Origin of the sequence: Amphritea atlantica (assembly GCF_018860855.1) — a bacterium.
Classification (GTDB): domain Bacteria; phylum Pseudomonadota; class Gammaproteobacteria; order Pseudomonadales; family Balneatricaceae; genus Amphritea; species Amphritea atlantica_A.
The window spans coordinates 1-19,013 of sequence record NZ_JAHKQE010000008.1 but is presented as its reverse complement, the minus strand read 5'-3'; the positions used below and the strand labels follow the sequence as shown (position 1 = coordinate 19,013).

Here is a 19,013-nt window from a genome sequence, read left to right as displayed (position 1 = left end):
GTTATGTGGAATTTACGCTGAGGTATAGCTTTGCGATAAATCGTATGTTTATTTTTATTCTAGTATTATGTCCTAGTTATGTAGAAGCTACCAGTATTGAAAGTAAACCAGAGGTTTGTACGCACTTAAACTTACGTACAAATTTACTGGGAGAGCCTCATAGTTGTGGATTAAGTAATGATTATGAAAACACAAAATTTGAAAAACGAGTCTCCCTGCTACCCGATTGTCTTCAGTCACCACCAATGCCGACTTCATACAGAAAATCATTAACTAAGTCTGATCGTAAAAAATTTGCAAAATCACGCAAGCAATGCCAAAGGCAACTGAAATATTGGTACGCGGATTATCTTATGAAAAGTAATTATGGTTTACAAAATGCAATGGTTTTGTTTTGGCATAATCACTTTACGACGTCTTTAAAAAAAGTTAAAGAACCCCAACTTATTTACAAACAACATCTTCTTATAGAGCACTTTGCTCTTGGGAGATTTGATATTTTTTTGCAGGAAATGTTAATGGATCCTGCTATGTTAATTTATTTGGACAATACTTCTAATATTAAAAACAAGCCTAATGAAAATTTGGCCAGAGAGATGTTAGAGCTTTTTACTATGGGAGAGGGTAATTACTCAGAAAAAGATATTAAAGAGCTCGCACGAGCCCTAACAGGATTAACCGTCAATAAAGAGACTTTTGAAACTCAGGTAGTGCGTGGAAAGCATGATAACAACTCTAAAGTTCTTTTCAATCATAGTGCAAACTATGATGTTAAGTCTGCTGTTGATCAAATACTTAAACAACCTAAAACAGCGGAATATATTACTCGAAAAATTTGGTCACATTTTGTTAGTAAAACTGATGAAGCGGAAATTTCACGTCTTAGCTTAATGTTTTTTGATGATTGGGATATTGGTAAGCTTGTTGATAATATACTTGCGACTGACCAGTTTTATGCTGATAAAGGGAAAATGATTAAATCTCCACTAGAGCTAATCATCGGTACTGCCCGTATGGTGGGTAATAAAATGATTTCATCAAAAGATATCGTTTCGTATTCTATGTTAATGGGGCAAGATATCTTCAATCCTCCTAACGTAAAAGGTTGGCCTGTTGGTAATGAGTGGGTTACGGCAGATAGAATGCTAACAAGGGTTAGTTTTTCTGAACGAATAATGCGGGGTGTAAATGAAAAGAATAGTGATCTTTCGCATTATGTATGCAAGGGGGGGAAGCTAAATTTTTCTGCTGCACTACCTCCGATAAGTGATCTTGATGCATCCGATTGTTTAGGTAAACTTAAACAGTTGTTAGATGATGCTGTCTGGCAGCTAAAATAATAGGTTGAGTTTATGAAAAGACGGTCTTTACTAAAGCTTGCAGCTTTATCTCCTCTTGCTTCCTCTTTAAATTTAGTTGCAAATGTTAACAATGCTGTGCCAATTCTTGTGTTGGTTGAATTGAATGGAGGAAATGATAGTCTTAATAGCTTTATACCCACTCGACAATTAGATAGATACAAGGAATTAAGGCCAAAACTAAGAGTTTCTCCTGATAAACTAATCGCTCTTGATGATGAATTTTCGTTACATCCATCACTTAAAGCTCTTTATACTAGTTGGGAATCTAAGGATCTAGCATTAATACATGGTTTAGGTTATGAACACCCTAATCGATCTCATTTTCGTTCAATTGACATTTGGGATACCGGCTCCACTTCTAACGAAACTCTCAAAAGAGGTTGGCTTTCTGATGTTGTAAGTGGTATGGGAGCGAATAAGCTCGATTGTATTGTTTTTGGTCGTAATGCTCGCTGTGTTTCAGGAGGAAAGAGCCGTTTTCTTCAGTTGAAAAGTATATCAAAATTTCTCAATGATGCTGAAAATATATCGGCTAGTCTTTATCATAGTGATAATAATGCATTAATGAGTATTATAAATGCTCAAAATTTTGTTAGTAATGGTAACGAGTTATTACGGAATGATTTTTCTGCCGAAAATGATCTAAAAGATATTTTTCCTAAAACTCCTTTCGGAAAAAATTTAGCCGATATTTGTAAATTAATTCAACTTAACGTTGGCGTCCCTGTTTTCAAAGTCGCCTTGACTGGTTTTGATACACATAGCAATCAGGGATTGAAGCATAGTCAATTATTAAAACAGTTGGCTACTGGTTTAAATAGCTTAAAGGTTCAGCTTCAATCTTCTGGTCACTGGCCCAATGTATTGGTAATGACATATTCGGAATTTGGCAGGCGAATAGCCGAAAATGGTTCTGGAGGAACTGATCATGGAACAGCGGCTACCCATATTGTTATGGGTGGTCGAGTAAAAGGAGGCCATTACGGTAAGGTTCCTGATCTATTGGATCTTGATAATGACGATTGGAAATATACTACTGATTTTCGCCGTTTATATCAGACGATCATTACTGATTGGTGGCAAAGAGATTATCAAATTGCTGATGGAATTCAAGGGTTGGGCTTTGTTTACCCTGGTAATATTAATTAAAAAGAGACAATATTTTTCATTGATTAGCGGCCAGTTATCAAAGAGAGAGATTAGTTACTGATCGCTTTCCTTCAATGAGCGGTCGAAGCCTTTAAGGATTGGAGTTAATAGGTAATCCATTATGGTTCGTTTTTCTTTGAGAATCATAACTTCAGCTTGCATACCTGGGTATAGTTTTATATTTGTAGGCGGATCATTTAAGTGTACTCTTATAGAATATGCTGAGACGCCAGTTGTTGGATCGGAAACTCTGTCAGCAGAGACTATGGTTATATTGCCTGACAGCGGTTCTACAGATCTATAATTGTAAGCACTAAGCCTTATGCTGACTTCATCCCCAGGGTTAATAATATCAATATCTTTAGGGTCAACAAGCGCTTCAACAATATACTTACGATTTTTGGGCACTATCTGCAGTAGGGTTGAATGTGCGGAGATTACACCACCTTTGGTATAAATTGATAAGCCAACGACTGTTCCGTCTACAGGGCTAAATATTTTTGTTCTTTCTAAATCAACCTTCACTTGAAAAAGTTTTTCCTTCAGTTGAAATAGTTTATTTTCAGTTAATGTTAACTCTTGACTGATTTGACTATAAAAATCAATATCTGTATTTTTTAACTCTTGTTCAAGTTGTTTTATTGAGATTAATGCATTGTGAATATCTGACTGATTGCTTCCAATATTTGCTTCTATTTCGGCTTGATCAATCATGTATTGAAGTATTTTTTCTTTTGATGCAAGCCCTTTTTTTACTAGTGGTTTTTGCATGGAAATTTGTTCCATGATGGTTCGCAGTATTCGTTTGTTTGAGCTTAATTGATTTTTTAAAGATGTGATCTGTTCTTCATTTTGTTTTATTTTTTCTTGTATAACTGCTTTTTGACCTTCTATTTTTTCTTTTCTTTGAAAAAATATTCTATTTTGTTGTTCTAAATGTTTTTTCAAAAGATCAACTGAATCGAAACTTTCAGAGATGTCTATTTTTGTTTTTTGATCCAACTCTGATATAAGTCTAGAGTATAATGCGTAATATGATAAAAACTCATCCCTGGTTTGTTCATATTTTGATTTTTCTATTGTGTCATCAACCTGAATTAATAATTGCCCTTTGGTAACTTCATCGCCTTCTTTTATTTTTATATCTTTAACCAAACTGTTTCGATAGTAGGCAATAGTCTTTCTTTGACTCTCTATAATTAAGATCCCAGGGGCCATTGCTGCACTTTGTATTTTAAGGAAAAACAAAACAGGAATTAGTAATAAAAATGCACCAGTTACAATTAAAAAACCTTTTTTTGACCAAGTTTGGCTACTTTGTTTCATTGCTAATCTCTAGTTTGTTTTTTCCTATTTGTGCAAGTTGTTCTGGAGAAAGAATTTTTTCTATGGTTCCTTTTCCTAAAATGATAACTCTATTGCAAAGATTTATTAATGAAGGCTTTTTCGAGGAGATAATAGTTGTTTTACCAGATTCTTTTCTTTTTAGTATTATTTTTTTGAGATACATTTCACCATCAGGGCCTTGGAAGGAGTCAGCATCATCGAGAATTAAAACTTGAGGATCTAAAATAATAGCCCGAGCAATAAGTAATCGTTGATACTCTGAGCTACTTAACTGCGATTTTAAGTCATCAGTATTTGTATCATAACCATTAGGTAAGCTAATGATACTTTGATGAACTCCAATCACCTTGCAGGCTGAAACAACGCTATCATCACTTTCTTTATATCTTGAAATGTTTTGTTTAATAGTACCAGGTATAAAAGTTTGATCGGGAGAATAGTAGCCAAGATAGTTATAGAGATTGTTTCCCCACTGTTCGAGCATAGCCCCGTCAATTGTGATATTTCCTATTTCCACTTCCTGTAATCCGGCAATGGTTCTCAGTAGTGTCGACTTACCAGAGCCGGACCCACCAAGGGTGGCGATTGTTTCACCAGCATCTATGGATAAACTAAGTTTTTTGAAAAATATATTTTTGGTATGACGATGGAAAATTAAAGCATTATGAATCCGTATCTGACCGCTCATGTTAGATAATGTAGTTCTCGGAAAATCTCTATATGTGTGCTGAAGTCTTGATTGTAGCTCTTTTAATGATTTATAAAAAATTATCCAAGATCGTCCATTGAGTACCATACTTTCAAATGGCTGTAATGACCGACTAAAGATGAGTGTGCCGGCAATCATTGTGCCAATAGATATTTGATTTTCTATATATAAAAAGGCACCAACACCAATAATTGAAATTTGGCCTATTAAACGTATTGTTTTAGAAAGGGTTGATACTAATATTATAAAATCAACTTGTGACGCTCTCTCTGTTTGATACTTTTCTTCTATTCGAATTGACTCTTCGGCTAGAAAACTACTTGTATTTGTACATTTGATCGAATCTTCTAAGCCATTAAATATCATTTTTTTTGGCTGATCTTTATCGTCTTTGTTTTTGTAATGATTAATAAGTGATAAGGAGACGAAAATTATTATCATTGATAATGCTATAAGAGCATATGTAGGGTGTAACAACCAAAGGAATATTAAAAAAATAGGGCTCCAAAGTAGTTCTGCAATATGGAGTGCGCTGGGATAGATACCCTTATAGATGGTTGTTACAAGTGATTCTAGTTTACTACTGTTTTTAGTTGCAAAACTCTCACTTAACTTTTCATTACTAATCGCGTCGGATAATGTCGAGGAGATGTCATTGATTATATAGTTAGCTATTTTATGACGACAGAATTCTATTAAGCCATAAATTATTAATAATGAGAATGCAATTATGGAAAGGGATATTAATGTTTCTTCACTTTTAGAGGTGAGTACTCGATTAAAAACTTGAAACGAATAAATAGGAAATATAAGCAGTATTAAATTGCTAATAAGTGTGAAAAATAGAATATTTTTCATGCCCGTTTTAATGCAAGCAGACATGTTAATAAGGTTTTTTTTATAAGATACTGATTGCACCTAGACTCCTGACATAAAAGTCATAATAAATTAGAAAACGGCAAGGAGTATTTCTCCTTGCCGTTTGTTTTACATCGTACACTTCTTAGGCTATATCGTGAAATGAATCTTCACTTGCATCCATTATCATATCCGTAACAATTGTGACTGTGTCGCCACCAATGTTTGTAAAGGAGTAAGAGAATAGGTCAACACTATCAGTCAGTCCGAGTAGGGCTAAGTACTCGCTTTCTTGGCTGCTATCTAGGTCGGTAACTGAACTGAAATCCCAGTCAGTGTCGCTAATCAATAATTCATCAATACCGACTGCAAGGAATGTGTCTGCGAATTGACCACTGTCAGTCATATTGGCATCATCATTTGAGATCCGAGAAAGACTAATCTCAACAGATGTGTCAACTACATCGTCAAAATCACCGAGTACTGCTTCGATACCTTTATTCAGGTTAGTGCTTAAATCAATTGATACAAGGTTATCGCCGTCAGAGTCAGCTACCTGAAGAGTATCAAAGCCATCACCACCTTTGTAAGAGACATCGTCTTCATCGGCTAATAGTAGGTCATCGCCTGAACCGCCTGCCAGTTTATCTGCACCGGCACCGCCTTCAACGATGTCATTGCCAAATCCGCCTTTTAGATCGTCATCGCCTCCACCGCCGAGCAAGATGTCATCTCCATGACCGCCTTTAATTGTATCATTACCGCCGTCGCCGCTTAGAATGTCTTCACTTGCGCCGCCGTGAATGTTATCATCGCCTTCACCGCCGGTTATGATATCAGATCCTAGGCCACCAGTGATTGTGTCATTACCGTCACCGCCTCGGAGCATATCATCACCACTATCACCTATGATGGTATCATCTCCCAGTGAGCCTTCGATGTAGTCGTTACCACTGCCACCATTAAGATAGTCGTCGCTGCCGCCACCATCAATTATGTCATCGCCTTCACCGCCGTAGATGGTGTCATTGTTACCTTCACCATAGAGTGTGTCTGCTCCAGTGCCGCCTTCAATGTAATCATCACCGTTGCCGCCATGAATTAAATCATCACCAGCATCACCTGATAGCTCATCATTACCAGCTGCACCATATATTTCGTCGTTACCTTCGCCGCCTGAAACAATATCATCACCTTTTAAGGCATTAATGATGTCTCCATCTGTTGTTCCAGTAAGTGTGTCAGCTGCGTTCGTACCTGTGATTGTACTCATTTTTCCATTCCTTTAACTAATGAATATGCAATCCAGCGGCCTTCGCAAAACTGCCTTTATATAGGCAAAGACTGTTGGCTTGCAGTGTCTATTATTTGGCAGTTTTGAGTCTTAAGCATAATCTCAAGTTATAACTTATTGAAATGTATGCTTTTGTTTGACATTCGACATCAAGGTATACAGAATATCAACACTGCAAGTGCTAATATACCATTTTGGGAGGTAAAATAAACTGTTTTTTTTGTGAATAATTTTTTCGGTAAACGATAGTGTTTTTTTTATTAAGTTGTTGTTTTTTAAGATTAATGTTGGCTTTTGGCTTTTTCTGTTTATTGGTTTTATATCGTTTAGCAATTGATCATAGCAGTTTTGCAAGGAGTTTGTGCCTATTTTGGGAGGTGGGTTGAAGTTTTTTTTGTATGTGAACGTTTGTTTGAATTGTTTGGTTAAAGCGCATTGATTTCCTGTCTTTCAAGGTCTTATTCTGACTGGTTGTATAATATGGGTGACTGGAATGACTAGGTTGGGTTTTCCGTTCGTAAGTGTCCTAATAAGTTAGGCTGGTGTCGCTACTGGGTGCGGTTATCAGTGTGGCTATGAGATAGGTCTTGTGTGTTTTTAAAATTAAGAAACTGTAACAGAGGCTTTCGGTGATGGGCTTGGCCCTTTACTGTTGCGATTGCTCTGTGCCACATGTGTTGTATGATGATATATTTATAAAATATTTGCGGTTGCTTATATAAAAAGAGTAGTGTTGCTATCTTTGTGTTGCAGTGCAATATAGAGCGTTAGCTTAATCATTCTGTAGCTTTAATGAAGCAGTAACGCGCGCAGTGTAAAAAAGAGTTCACAGGGAGAGGGGTTAAAGGAAATGTCGATCATGATTCCGAGGGGAGACGTTACTCATGAATATTAAAGTGACGCCATATGGTACTGTTGCGCGTAAACGCCGGCTTTTAAATAATCATGAATCACTAGGGTTCTGGGTTCAACACTTCGTAGACTTGGTGATTGTGTGCGGCACTCTGTTTTTTTTCACTTTTATTAAAGTAGGGGCTATACCTACCAATTATCGACTTTTGGCTGTGGTCGCCCTTTTTTGTGTCTGGATTATTTACCGTCGTCGTGGCGTGTATCGCCAGTCTCTTGGCTTTTACAAAAGTGCATTCCGTTTACTATCTGCGTGGGTGCATGTGCTATTACTATTGGCGCTAGTGGGTTTTGTCACTAAAAGTGGTGATAGTTTTTCTCGTGAGGTGTTGATTGAGTGGGCTGTGGTTGGGTATGTGCTGCAGTTGATAAGCATGAATCTGCTTGGTACGCTGCACAAGCGTTATAACGAAATGTTCTCTCGTGAAATTCCAACGCTGGTTCTAGGTACTGGGGATTTGGCCAATAAGTTGGTTCAAAACCTTAATAGTAACGATTGGCTGCCTGATCGTGTTCTGGGCTTTGTTCAGTCTGATGATATATCGCTATCAGAGCATGATTCTACGAGTCTTCCGTTGCCTTTGCTGGGAAGTATTAGTGGTTTACGGCAACTTATTATTGAGAATCATATAAGACGTATCTATGTTGCGTTACCGATTGCTGAATCTAAAACCATAGAAGCTTTGCATATCAATCTATTGGATATGAATGTCGATGTTATCTGGGTGCCTGACATTTTTAGCTTGAGTTTGTTAAACCACTCCATCCGCGAGGTGGCTGGGATGCCGTTGATCTCTCTTAACGAAAGTCCGATGACTTCCAGGCGCAGCCAAATTGTAATCAAAAATATTTTAGACAAAGTGTTGGCTGCTTTAGCGCTTATTGCCTTTAGTCCTTTGATGCTTGTTATTGCTGTCTTGATTAAGCGAGAGTCCGAGGGACCGGTGTTTTTTAAACAGGAGCGGCATGGCTTTGATGGAAAAATCATAAAGGTTTGGAAATTTCGTAGTATGCGTTTGCATGACGATACTGAAGTTAAGCAGGCAACAAAAGGTGACTCTCGAGTGACTAAAGTTGGTGCGTTCATCCGTCGTACTTCTATTGATGAACTGCCTCAGTTTATTAATGTTCTGCAAGGTACTATGTCTTTGGTTGGGCCGCGCCCCCATGCTGTTGCTCATAACAACTATTATTCTGATAAGGTAAACGCTTACTTGGCTAGGCACCGTATTAAACCAGGTATTACGGGGTTGGCGCAGATTAGTGGCTTTCGGGGTGAAACTGATACGCTAGATAAAATGGAAAAGCGGGTTGAGTTTGATTTGGCTTATATCAATAATTGGTCGTTAAGCTTGGATTTAAAAATCTTGATTAAGACGCCTATTAGTCTGATTTCTAAAGATATTTATTGATCTTGTCTAGGTGTTTGGTTCCTGAGTGCTGACCGGGTTGGCTTTTTTCTTGCCCAGTAGGGCTGTGTTGTCTAGGTCTTCTGGTGGTCTTTTCGTTATTTCTAATGCGTTAGCATGGTCTGTAATAATAGCTGTATTTTGGTCAGGTTGGGTGTTCGACCATTGTCTTGTTGATGTGTATTTAATGCTGTATTTCAGCTTAAATCATAAATTTTTAAATCTATGAACTAAAAGGATGTTTTGTATGATTCCTGTCATTATGGCTGGCGGTTCCGGTACTCGGCTTTGGCCTCTTTCTCGTACACAGTATCCTAAGCAGTTTCTGCCTCTTCATAGTGACTTCTCTATGTTGCAAGAGACGGTCAGTCGCTTAGGCGATGTTAACCAGGTTAACTTGATCTGTAATGAGGAACATCGGTTTCTCGCCGCAGAGCAGATGCGCGTTATGAATCAGAGCTGTTCTATTTTTTTAGAACCTGTTGGACGTAACACCGCTCCAGCGATTGCGTTGGCGGCGTTGCAAGCGGTTAGCAAAGGGCAGGGGGATGAGTGTCTGTTAGTGTTAGCTGCGGATCATGTTATTGAAGATGAGGCCGCTTTTAGAGGGGTTGTTGCCCAAGCTGAACCCTTAGCGACAGATGGCTATCTGGTGACCTTTGGTATCGTGCCCAACCAACCAGAAACGGGTTATGGGTATATAAAAGCCGATATGTCTGGTGCGCTTGAAGATCAAGCGTCTAAAGCGTATTCCGTTGCGGCATTTGTGGAGAAACCTGACCTGGCAACGGCCGAATCTTATTTGGCTGAAGGTGGTTATTATTGGAACAGTGGTATGTTCATGTTTCGTGCCGACCGCTATCTTGAGGAGTTGGGTAAATATCGTCCAGATATCTTAGCGGCCTGTGAAAAAGCAATGCAGGCGACGATTGCGGATATGGATTTTGTTCGTGTTGATGCCGCAGCTTTTGAGGCCTGCCCAGATGAATCAGTTGATTATGCGGTGATGGAAAAGACGGATCGTGCCGTTGTTCTCCCACTTGATGCCGGATGGAGTGATGTAGGTAGCTGGGCTGCATTGTGGGAAATTAAAGATAAAGACAGTAGCGGCAATGTGCTGGATGGTGATGTGATTGCGCATAACACACGTGATTCATTTGTGATGTCATCCAATCGTTTGGTTACGACACTGGGTGTGGATAATTTGATCATTGTCGATACGCCGGATGCTTTGTTGGTGGCGGACAAAGACAAAATCCAAGATGTTAAAGCGATTGTCGCCGAGATTAAAAATGCTGACCGTAACGAGACCTTCCAGCATCGTGAAGTTTATCGCCCTTGGGGTAAGTATGATTCGATCGATCTAGGGGATCGTTATCAGGTTAAGCGCATTACCGTTAAACCGGGCGCACGGTTGTCTGTGCAGAAACATCATCACCGTGCTGAACATTGGATTGTGGTTAGTGGCACAGCCAATGTTACCAAGGGTAATGAGACCTTTTTAGTGACTGAAAACCAGTCGACCTATATTCCGTTAGGTGAGATTCATTGTTTGGAAAATCCAGGCAAAGTTGAGCTTGAGTTAATTGAAATTCAGTCTGGTTCTTATTTAGGTGAGGATGATATTGTGCGGCTGGAAGATCAGTACGGCAGGGCTTAAGAGCCGAAGTTCGAGGTTCGAACGCTGCGCTTGTCTGAGGTCCGAAAGAGCGTAATCGGCTTTACTCGGGCCAGCGAAGCGTTCGGACGAAGTTATCGGGCCCACTCGGGCTAGCGTAGCGTTCGGACAAGCGAAGTGGTCGGGTTTACTCAGACTAGCGAAGCGTTCGGGCAAGCGAAGTGATCGGGCCCTCTCGGGCTAGTTAAGCGTTCGAACAAACGAAGTGATCGGGCCCACTCGGGCTAGTGAAGCGTTTGGACAAACGAAGTGATCGGGTTTATTCGGACAAGCGAAGCGCTCGGACGAACGAAGTGATCGGGCCCACTCGGGCTAGCGAAGCGTTCGGACAAACGAAGTGATCGGCTCTTCAATATGGAGGTTGTGATGGGCTTTGAAAATTTAGATGTATGGAAACGTTCTTGTCGCTTAAGTTGTGATGTTTATAAGGCGATGGAAAATTGTCGTGATTATGGCTTTAAAGATCAGATCACGCGAAGTGGTTTATCGATTCCTAGTAATATTGCTGAAGGTTTTGAACGAGGCTCTGTTAAGGAGAAACAGCAATTTTATTACTATGCGAGAGGCTCTGCCGGTGAGCTAAAAACGCAGGTCTATATTGGTCAAAAAATAGGTTATATCTCCCCTGAAGATGGCTATCATTGGCGCGATGAGCTTAGTGATATTCAAAAAATGCTCACAGGATTGATTAGAAAAACAGGGTAAAAAGGCTGAAGTCCGAGGTCCGAGGTCCGAGGTCCGAAAGAGCGTAATCGGCTTTACTCGGACTAGCACAGCGTTCGGGCAAACGAAGTGATCGGACCTCGGACCTCTTTTTTTAAATCATCTGTTTCTGTTTTAGCAACTCAATGACTTTATCGGCTGCTTCTTCTGGCGTCATTTCTAACGTTTTCAGATTAAGGTCTGGCTGCTCTGGGGCTTCATAAGGAGAGTCGATACCGGTGAAGTTTTTCAGTTCTCCGCGGCGGGCTTTCTTATAAAGGCCTTTAACATCACGGTCTTCAGCAACTTCTAACGGAGTGTTGACGTAGATCTCTATAAACTCACCCTCTGCCAGCATATCTCTAGCCATCTGTCTTTCCGCTTGGAAAGGCGAGATAAATGAAGTCAGTACAATAAGGCCAGCATCGACCATTAGTTTAGCGACTTCGGCAATTCGGCGGATATTTTCAACTCGATCTTGATCGGTAAAGCCAAGATCATTATTTAGGCCATGACGAACATTATCACCATCCAATAGATAGGTATGGTGACCAGAAGCGAGTAGCTTCTGCTCGACGAGATCGGCGATGGTTGATTTGCCAGAACCCGATAGACCGGTCATCCAGATAACGCAGGGTTTCTGAGACTTCAGTGTTGAGCGAACCTCTTTATTCACTTCGGTGTGCTGCACGGTGATATTGGTGCTGCGACGCAGAGCAAAGTTGATCAACCCCGCACCAACGGTGTTGTTGGTCATCCGGTCGATCAGAATAAAGCTGCCGGTATCGCGGTTGGCTTTGTAGGAGTCAAAAGCGATATCCTGATCGATGCTGATGTTACATTCACCGATGCCGTTCAGCTCAAGCTTTTTAGCGGCTAAGTGTTCCATCGTATTGACGTTGACCTGATGCTTAATATCAGTGATGGAGGCGGTCACGGTTTTTGTGCCAATCTGCATCAGATAAGTTCGGCCCGGCATTAGAGGCTCTTCGTGCATCCAAATGACCGTGGTTTCGAACTGTTTACCAATGGAGGCAGGTTCTGACGCTGAGGTGATCATGTCTCCACGGGAGATATCGATCTCATCGTTCAGTGTCAGTGTGACCGATTGCCCAGCTACCGCCTGTGGTAGGTCGCCATCATAGGTTGAGATAGTGGCGATGGTACTCTCTTTGCCTGAGGGTAATGCGCGAATCCGGTCGCCAGGTTTGACCACACCACTCGCGAGTTGACCGGCGAAACCTCGGAAATCAAGGTTTGGTCGGTTAACCCATTGCACGGCCATACGAAATGGCTCTTTCTGCATTAGCTCATCGTCAACCTGTACGGTTTCCAAGTAACCCATCAATGTGGTGCCGTGATACCAGGTCATATTGTTGCTAGGTTCGGTGATGTTGTCACCGGCCAATGCTGACATAGGTATGAAGGTAATCTGCTGAATGCCGATCTGTTCAGCAAATTCGAGATAGTCTTCTCTAATCTGGTTGTAGGTTTTTTCTGAATAATCCACCAGATCCATCTTGTTGATAGCAACGACAATATGTGGGATGCCGATCAGAGATGTTAGGTAGCTGTGACGACGTGTCTGGGTCAAGATGCCGCGACGAGCATCAACCATCAGAATAGCAACATCGGCGGTGGATGCACCTGTAACCATGTTGCGGGTGTATTGCTCATGCCCCGGTGTATCGGCCACGATAAACTTACGTTTATCAGTAGAGAAGAAGCGGTAAGCGACATCGATGGTGATGCCTTGTTCACGCTCAGCGGCTAAGCCATCCACAAGTAACGCAAAGTCGATATTATCGCCTTGGGTACCGAATTTTTTCGATTCTGCCTCAACCGCTGCCAGTTGATCTTCAAATAACAGTTTTGATTCGAATAGCAGCCGGCCAATGAGGGTGCTTTTGCCATCGTCAACGCTACCGCAAGTAATAAAGCGTAGCAGGCTTTTCTGTTCGTGATCTTTCAGGTATTGAACGATATCGTCGGATATCATGTCTGATGAGTGTGCCATTAGAAGTAACCCTCCTGTTTTTTCTTCTCCATGGATGCGGCGCTATCGTGGTCGATCATACGCCCCTGACGTTCAGATGTTTTGGTCAGCAGCATCTCTTGGATGATCGCTGGCAGGGTGTCTGCTTCAGATTCTACTGCGCCGGTGAGTGGGTAGCAGCCGAGGGTTCTGAAACGCACGCTTTTCATCATCGGTACTTCGTTTGGTTGTAATGGCATACGCTCATCGTCAACCATAATCAACGTGCCATCCCGTTCGACAACAGGGCGTTCAGCCGATAGATAGAGCGGCACAATGGGGATTTGCTCTAGGTAGATATATTGCCAGATATCCAATTCTGTCCAGTTGGATAGAGGGAATACCCGAATCGATTCGCCGGGACGTTTGTTGGCGTTGTAGTTTTTCCATAGTTCGGGACGTTGGTTTTTCGGGTCCCAGCGGTGGTCAGCAGTACGGAAAGAGAAGATCCGCTCTTTAGCGCGGGATTTCTCTTCGTCACGACGTGCACCACCGAAGGCAACATCAAATTTGTATTTATTGAGAGCCTGCTTTAGGCCCTCTGTTTTCATGATGTCGGTATGCAGCGCTGATCCATGGGTGAATGGGTTGATACCCTTTTCCACACCTTCAGGGTTCATATAGGTGATCAGATCGACGCCAAGGGTCTTTATCAATTCGTCACGAAAAGTATACATTTCGCGGAATTTCCAACCGGTATCTACATGCAGTAGCGGAAATGGAGGCTTGGATGGGTGAAACGCTTTCATCGCTAAGTGAAGCATCACGGCACTGTCTTTACCGATGGAGTAAAGCATGACCGGATTGTCGGCTTTGGAAACGACTTCGCGCATTATTTGAATGCTTTCCGCTTCCAGTCTCTGTAGGTGTGTTAATGCCATCGTGTTCCTCACATATGACTGAGTAGTTTCATTTTCAGCAACTGAAGACTTAGAGCCTGACAGCGTGCTGCGCTTTTTTGATGTTGTGTAGGTTAATAGTGTGATTTGTGACTGACTGCTTAGCCACTGTTGGATATCAGTAAAGTTGTCTAGTGAAACGCTATGGAACGACAGTATGAGATCGGAGGTGATCTGGCTACTGAGGCGCTTTAGAAAACAAAGAATACTTAAACTGTCTGGCTTGGCTTCGGTTGTTAGCCAGTATAGTTTGCCTCTGAAATCTTGCGCGTAAATAAAATAGCCGCTCAATCCCGCTTGTTTTTGTTCCGCAGAAAGAGATAGCGTACCAATACCGCCCTTTAATATTTTAGGGCTTCCTACTTTGGTCTTTTTGGTTTTACTGTGAATGGTTTGTTGAGTAGCTGTATCTGCGTGGTGGTCAGTGTTCGAACCGCTAGCATCACTGTTTGGCTGAAGCTCACCGCTATTGAATTCAGGATGGTATAAGCTGAGCCAAGCTTGCGCTGAATCGACTTTATCGGTCGGCGGTGCGGATATTCCCCATGCTTTTAGGTGACGGCTGACCGTTTTGGCTGAAATCGATTGCTGCTGATGACTGAACCACGCTTGAACGGCCTGACTATCCCAAAGGTGATTATTCTCTGGTGAGTTGGTTAGCATGAATTTCAGACATTCATCGGGAGAGCCCGGTCCCGACGGTAAAGCTATCTTGCGCCGTCCTCGCTTACCGGTATTCACCGCTTCCCAGCCACCTTCTGTAAAACGTTTATAGGCAGATATAATGGTGGGATTTGAAAGGCCCGTTTTCTGTTTAATAGAGGCAAGGGTTTCTCCGCTAAGACGCAGCTGTACCGCTTCTTTTCTAAGCTTATTTAGCGCTATTGGAGAAAGTTTCTTGCCATTCATAATGAATATTCCTGAGTTAGAATTGAGATCATACAAAATTGACGGTATGCTGACAATCATTCTTTGTTAAACATAATGTGTCTTAGTCTGGTTATTGGTCCGTATGCATGACTTTAGTCAGCCAAATACGTTGAATAACCAGCAAGACACCAACTTAAAAGTCGGAATATGGATTTTTCAGCCGTATTAACACTGGTTCTTCTTGGATCGGTGCTTTTGTTATTGGTATTTAGCCGTATAGCGGCGGATATGATTTTAATGGCCGCTATGGGGACTTTGATTATCGCCAAGGTGCTGACGCCTGCTGAGGCGTTAGCGGGTTTCTCTAATCCTGGCGTGATTACCATTGCGGCTTTCTATGTGATTGCGGCAGGGCTTAAAGAGACGGGGGCTGTTCGTTGGATCGGTCAGCTGTTGCTTGGTACACCGGAAAACGAGAAGCAATCGTTGCTGCGAGTGATATTACCGTCCTCTCTTTTAAGTGCCTTCATGAACAATACCGCCGTGGTTGCGATGTTTATCCCCGCGGTGCAGGAGTGGGCGCGCCGAATCAAAATCCCGGTGTCTAAACTTTTGTTACCGCTTAGTTATGCTGCCATCTTGGGAGGCACCTGTACACTCGTTGGAACCAGCACTAACCTTGTTGTTGATGGGTTACTGCAGGCTGAAACTGGGGTAGCACTTGGCATGTTTGACCTCGCTTGGGTGGGCGTACCGGTGCTTATTATAGCTGGCGGATTGATTGTCTTGTTAGCTCCTCTGTTACTGCCGGACCGTAAAGGTGTGGTTGAACAGCTTGAAACCGCCCGAGAGTATGTTGTCGAACTGGTTGTTACCCCTGGCGGACCTATCGTTGGCAAAACAGTTGCTCAAGCGGGTTTAAGGCAGTTGACCTATGGCTATCTTGTTGATATCAAACGGGGAGGGCTCTTATTAACCGCGGTTTCCCCTGATATTGTGCTGGAAGCAGATGATGTGTTGGTTTTTATCGGTGCCCCGGAAAGTGCTCATGAGTTACGCGGGGTTAGGGGGCTTGCACCACGACATGATGATTTTGAAAAATTGGACATTGCGATTCAAGAACGTTGCCTAGTCGAGGCGGTGATCGGTCCTGAATTTTTTGGCTTAGGTCAGACAATTAGAGCGTCCCGTTTTCGTGGTCGTTACCGCGCTGCAATTTTATCGGTTTGTCGTCAAGGGCAGCGTTTGGATGGAAAAATAGGCGATGTTCGTTTACAGGTGGGTGATACCCTCTTAATGGAAGCCAGTGATGATTTTGTCAGTCAGTATCGCTCGCGCAGAGATTTTCTGTTAGTCAGTGCCTTGAATGAATCGACCCCTCCTGATTTTGCCAAAGCCCCATTCGCGATCGGCACGCTATTGATGATGGTGCTGGTCAGTGCGCTGGGTATACTCTCTATTTTGGAAGCGTCAATTTTAGCTGCGGGTGTTATGTTAGCGAGTCGATGTGTGTCGGTATCCAGAGCACGGCGGAACGTTGACCTTTCAGTATTGATTGTTATTGCTTCATCCTTTGCCCTCGGGGCGGCCATGGTAAAAACCGGCAATGCCCGTATGATTGCAGAGGGGTTGTTGTTTTATGATGGGATAACGCCTTGGCAAGCATTGATATTGATGTATTTGATAACCGTTTTGTTTACTGAGTTGATTACGAATAACGCTGCTGCGGTATTAATGTTTCCGGTGGCGATGGCATTAGCGAATCAACTTGGGGTGAGTTATATGCCGTTTGTGATTGCTGTGATGTTTGCCGCCTCTGCTAGTTTTATAACGCCATTGGGCTATCAGACAAATTTGATGGTGTATGGCCCAGGGGGTTATCGATTTACCGATTATGCTCGCTTAGGTATACCGTTGAGTGTTACTGCGGCGGTGGTGTCATTAACATTGATACCACAGGTTTGGCCGTTTTAATTCACGGCTTAGCTTCAACTGATTATTTCAAAGTTTAATAATTTTAAAGAGAGATGGACGCCATGTTTAACAATCAGGATATTATCGCTCTGGCTAAACAAGCCGGTGCTGCGATTATGGAAATCTACCAGCGGGGTTTTGAAATCTCTGAAAAAAGTGATGCGAGCCCACTGACCGAAGCTGACCTTGCTTCTCATCATTGTATCGTCGATGGTTTAAAACAGCTAACACCTGAGATTCCGGTATTGTCTGAAGAGTCCAGCGCCGATGAACATCAGGGCAGAATGTCTTGGAATACCTACTGGTTGATTGATCCGCTAGATGGCACCAAAGAGTTTATTAAAAAAAATGGTGAGTTTACCGTTAATATTGCGTTGATTGATCAGGGCAAGGCTGTTTTTGGTGTGGTTTATGCGCCTGCACTGGGTGTTACCTATTGGGGCGATGCGGAAGGTGCATTTAAAGAGGAAGAGGGGCTAGTAGAGCCTATTCATGTGTCTGAAATTCCCGGTGATGCAGATGTTTGGCGTGTTGTTGGCAGCCGCTCCCATCAATCGGATGAGTTTAAGGCGTTTGTGCAAGGCTTACCTCAAACCGAAGTCGTATCGATGGGCAGTTCACTTAAGCTTTGCCTGGTAGCAGAAGGTGCTGCGGATCTGTATCCGCGTTTGGGTTTAACCAGTGAGTGGGATACTGCTGCAGCTCATGCAGTTGTAACTGCAGCGGGTGGACAAGTGTTGCAATATCCAGAACTGACACCGCTGTTATACAATACTCGCCCTGACACCCTGCTGAATCCGTTTTTCATTGTTTGTGCGAATAAAGACGATAGCTGGGCTTGATGGTTTAAATTCACATCATTGATGCGGCTTATTCTTTATCGGAATCACTGGTGCGGTTCATTCTTCACCGCACCCTACAAGACATCGGTTTGTGTGGTTTGTTCATGCGCCCGTATTAACACTCGTAGGGTGCAGATGAGCTTTGCGAATCGCACCGGCGGTGGTTGTTTGATTGATCGGTGCGATTCCTTCTCGCCGAAATCATTGGTGCGGTTCATGCTTCACCGCACCCTACAGGATATCGGTTGATGTGGTTTGTTCATGCGCCCGTATTCACACCCTACGGGAAATTAGATTCATTGTTTGTCAGCTTGGATGTATCTATATGAACATCACAATATATTGGTCTTAAACCATCCCCAGATGCCGAGTGAGAAGTTCGGGAACAGGTCTATCCCTGCTGCGGATTTGGCGAGGTATAAGACAAGTAGCCCTAACAGCGTCGATAGGGTTAGAAAGATCAATAAAAACAGTGCCTGAACAAAGGCGGCTGTTTTCTGTTCGGCGCGGCTAAGTTCCCTTTTGTTGCGGCCCATCAGTATGACGAAGTAGTAGCGCCAGCTCCACACTTTGAGCGTACCACGCACATCTATGGGGTGTTGCCCCCATTTGCGTGCACCAAAAGCTATTTTAAGCGCAGATAATTGCTCTGGCGTAAAACTATCACGCAGATCGTGGGGGATGCGTTTGAGAAGGCCTTGTTCAAACCAGTCGTCAGTCTGGGGTTGTTTCATTGTTTATATTCCAACAATCGCTATTGAGCGTGGACTGATATAAAGACAGTGCAGCAGTCAATAGCGATTTTATTATTGACTGATTATCCCCTTAATAAGGTGAGTAACTCATCCGTTTTGGACTGCATTAGGGCTTGATCACCACGGGTTTCAACGTTAAGACGGACGACCGGTTCGGTATTGGATGAACGAAGGTTGAAGCGCCACTCGCCCATATCGAGGCTGATACCATCGGTATAATCG

Annotated in this window: 13 protein-coding genes and 1 pseudogene; 7 read left to right on the top strand and 7 right to left on the bottom strand. The window is 42.5% G+C overall.

Going from position 1 to position 19,013, the window contains the following annotated elements; translation table 11 throughout:
• Positions 1-5 precede the first annotated feature (5 nt).
• Together KO512_RS02675 and KO512_RS02670 are read left to right on the top strand one after the other, a co-directional pair.
• Positions 6-1,340 carry a DUF1800 domain-containing protein gene (locus tag KO512_RS02675; protein ID WP_215950798.1) on the top strand — a complete coding sequence of 445 codons (1,335 nt, stop codon included), beginning with the start codon at positions 6-8 and terminating at the stop codon, positions 1,338-1,340.
• A 12-nt stretch (positions 1,341-1,352) separates the two neighbouring features.
• Positions 1,353-2,510, top strand: coding sequence for a DUF1501 domain-containing protein (locus KO512_RS02670; RefSeq protein WP_215950797.1), 1,158 nt, complete (start codon positions 1,353-1,355; stop codon positions 2,508-2,510).
• A 54-nt stretch (positions 2,511-2,564) separates the two neighbouring features.
• Here the strand turns inward: KO512_RS02670 and KO512_RS02665 are convergent, their stop codons facing one another.
• From KO512_RS02665 to KO512_RS02655, 3 genes are all read right to left on the bottom strand, one after another.
• Positions 2,565-3,836 carry an HlyD family type I secretion periplasmic adaptor subunit gene (locus KO512_RS02665; RefSeq protein ID WP_215950796.1) on the bottom strand — a complete coding sequence of 424 codons (1,272 nt, stop codon included), beginning with the start codon at positions 3,834-3,836 and terminating at the stop codon, positions 2,565-2,567.
• Positions 3,823-5,484, bottom strand: a complete 1,662-nt coding sequence (locus KO512_RS20425) for an ATP-binding cassette domain-containing protein (RefSeq protein WP_215950795.1) — start codon at positions 5,482-5,484, stop codon at positions 3,823-3,825. Before KO512_RS20425 ends, KO512_RS02665 begins: the two co-directional genes overlap by 14 nt.
• Positions 5,485-5,569: 85 nt before the next feature.
• Complete coding sequence (locus tag KO512_RS02655) at positions 5,570-6,697, bottom strand: calcium-binding protein (protein ID WP_215950794.1); 1,128 nt, start codon at positions 6,695-6,697, stop codon at positions 5,570-5,572.
• A gap of 905 nt (positions 6,698-7,602) precedes the next feature.
• Between KO512_RS02655 and KO512_RS02650 the strand changes: the two genes are divergently transcribed.
• The 3 genes from KO512_RS02650 to KO512_RS02640 all read left to right on the top strand — a co-directional run bounded on the left by KO512_RS02650 (position 7,603) and on the right by KO512_RS02640 (position 11,419).
• Positions 7,603-9,039, top strand: coding sequence for an undecaprenyl-phosphate glucose phosphotransferase (locus KO512_RS02650; protein ID WP_215950793.1), 1,437 nt, complete (start codon positions 7,603-7,605; stop codon positions 9,037-9,039).
• A 244-nt stretch (positions 9,040-9,283) separates the two neighbouring features.
• On the top strand, positions 9,284-10,696 hold the full coding sequence (locus tag KO512_RS02645; RefSeq protein ID WP_215950792.1) for a mannose-1-phosphate guanylyltransferase/mannose-6-phosphate isomerase: 1,413 nt from the start codon (positions 9,284-9,286) through the stop codon (positions 10,694-10,696).
• 384 nt (positions 10,697-11,080) lie between these two features.
• Positions 11,081-11,419: a four helix bundle protein gene (locus KO512_RS02640; RefSeq protein WP_215950791.1), complete on the top strand. Its 339-nt coding sequence runs from the start codon at positions 11,081-11,083 to the stop codon at positions 11,417-11,419.
• 112 nt (positions 11,420-11,531) lie between these two features.
• Here the strand turns inward: KO512_RS02640 and cysN are convergent, their stop codons facing one another.
• Positions 11,532-13,433: a sulfate adenylyltransferase subunit CysN gene (cysN, locus tag KO512_RS02635; RefSeq protein WP_215950790.1), complete on the bottom strand. Its 1,902-nt coding sequence runs from the start codon at positions 13,431-13,433 to the stop codon at positions 11,532-11,534.
• A complete protein-coding gene (gene cysD / locus KO512_RS20110; protein ID WP_289847205.1) occupies positions 13,433-14,395 on the bottom strand; it encodes a sulfate adenylyltransferase subunit CysD in 963 nt (320 codons plus the stop codon). Before cysD ends, cysN begins: the two co-directional genes overlap by 1 nt.
• Positions 14,396-15,427: 1,032 nt before the next feature.
• On the opposite strand from cysD, the gene KO512_RS02625 reads away from it, so the two are divergent.
• Together KO512_RS02625 and cysQ are read left to right on the top strand one after the other, a co-directional pair.
• Entirely contained in the window at positions 15,428-17,194 is a 1,767-nt protein-coding gene (locus KO512_RS02625; protein ID WP_215950788.1) for an SLC13 family permease, read from the top strand.
• A gap of 62 nt (positions 17,195-17,256) precedes the next feature.
• On the top strand, positions 17,257-18,036 hold the full coding sequence (cysQ, locus tag KO512_RS02620) for a 3'(2'),5'-bisphosphate nucleotidase CysQ (protein ID WP_215950787.1): 780 nt from the start codon (positions 17,257-17,259) through the stop codon (positions 18,034-18,036).
• Positions 18,037-18,368: 332 nt separating this feature from the next.
• On the opposite strand, the gene KO512_RS02615 is transcribed toward cysQ, so the two are convergent.
• The gene (locus KO512_RS02615) at positions 18,369-18,770 is read right to left on the bottom strand and encodes a 3-phosphoshikimate 1-carboxyvinyltransferase (protein ID WP_215950786.1); all 402 of its coding nucleotides are present in this window, start codon (positions 18,768-18,770) and stop codon (positions 18,369-18,371) included.
• A gap of 83 nt (positions 18,771-18,853) precedes the next feature.
• Positions 18,854-19,013, bottom strand: a pseudogene (locus KO512_RS02610) (phosphomannomutase CpsG); the annotation flags it as partial.

Coding starts and splice junctions, on each gene's coding strand:
- KO512_RS02655 (WP_215950794.1), bottom strand. CDS start 6,697: ATGAGTACAATCACAGGTACGAACGCAGCTGACACACTTACTGGAACA.
- KO512_RS02625 (WP_215950788.1), top strand. CDS start 15,428: ATGGATTTTTCAGCCGTATTAACACTGGTTCTTCTTGGATCGGTGCTT.
- KO512_RS02670 (WP_215950797.1), top strand. CDS start 1,353: ATGAAAAGACGGTCTTTACTAAAGCTTGCAGCTTTATCTCCTCTTGCT.
- KO512_RS02650 (WP_215950793.1), top strand. CDS start 7,603: ATGAATATTAAAGTGACGCCATATGGTACTGTTGCGCGTAAACGCCGG.
- KO512_RS02665 (WP_215950796.1), bottom strand. CDS start 3,836: ATGAAACAAAGTAGCCAAACTTGGTCAAAAAAAGGTTTTTTAATTGTA.
- KO512_RS02640 (WP_215950791.1), top strand. CDS start 11,081: ATGGGCTTTGAAAATTTAGATGTATGGAAACGTTCTTGTCGCTTAAGT.
- KO512_RS02615 (WP_215950786.1), bottom strand. CDS start 18,770: ATGAAACAACCCCAGACTGACGACTGGTTTGAACAAGGCCTTCTCAAA.
- KO512_RS02645 (WP_215950792.1), top strand. CDS start 9,284: ATGATTCCTGTCATTATGGCTGGCGGTTCCGGTACTCGGCTTTGGCCT.
- cysQ (WP_215950787.1), top strand. CDS start 17,257: ATGTTTAACAATCAGGATATTATCGCTCTGGCTAAACAAGCCGGTGCT.
- cysN (WP_215950790.1), bottom strand. CDS start 13,433: ATGGCACACTCATCAGACATGATATCCGACGATATCGTTCAATACCTG.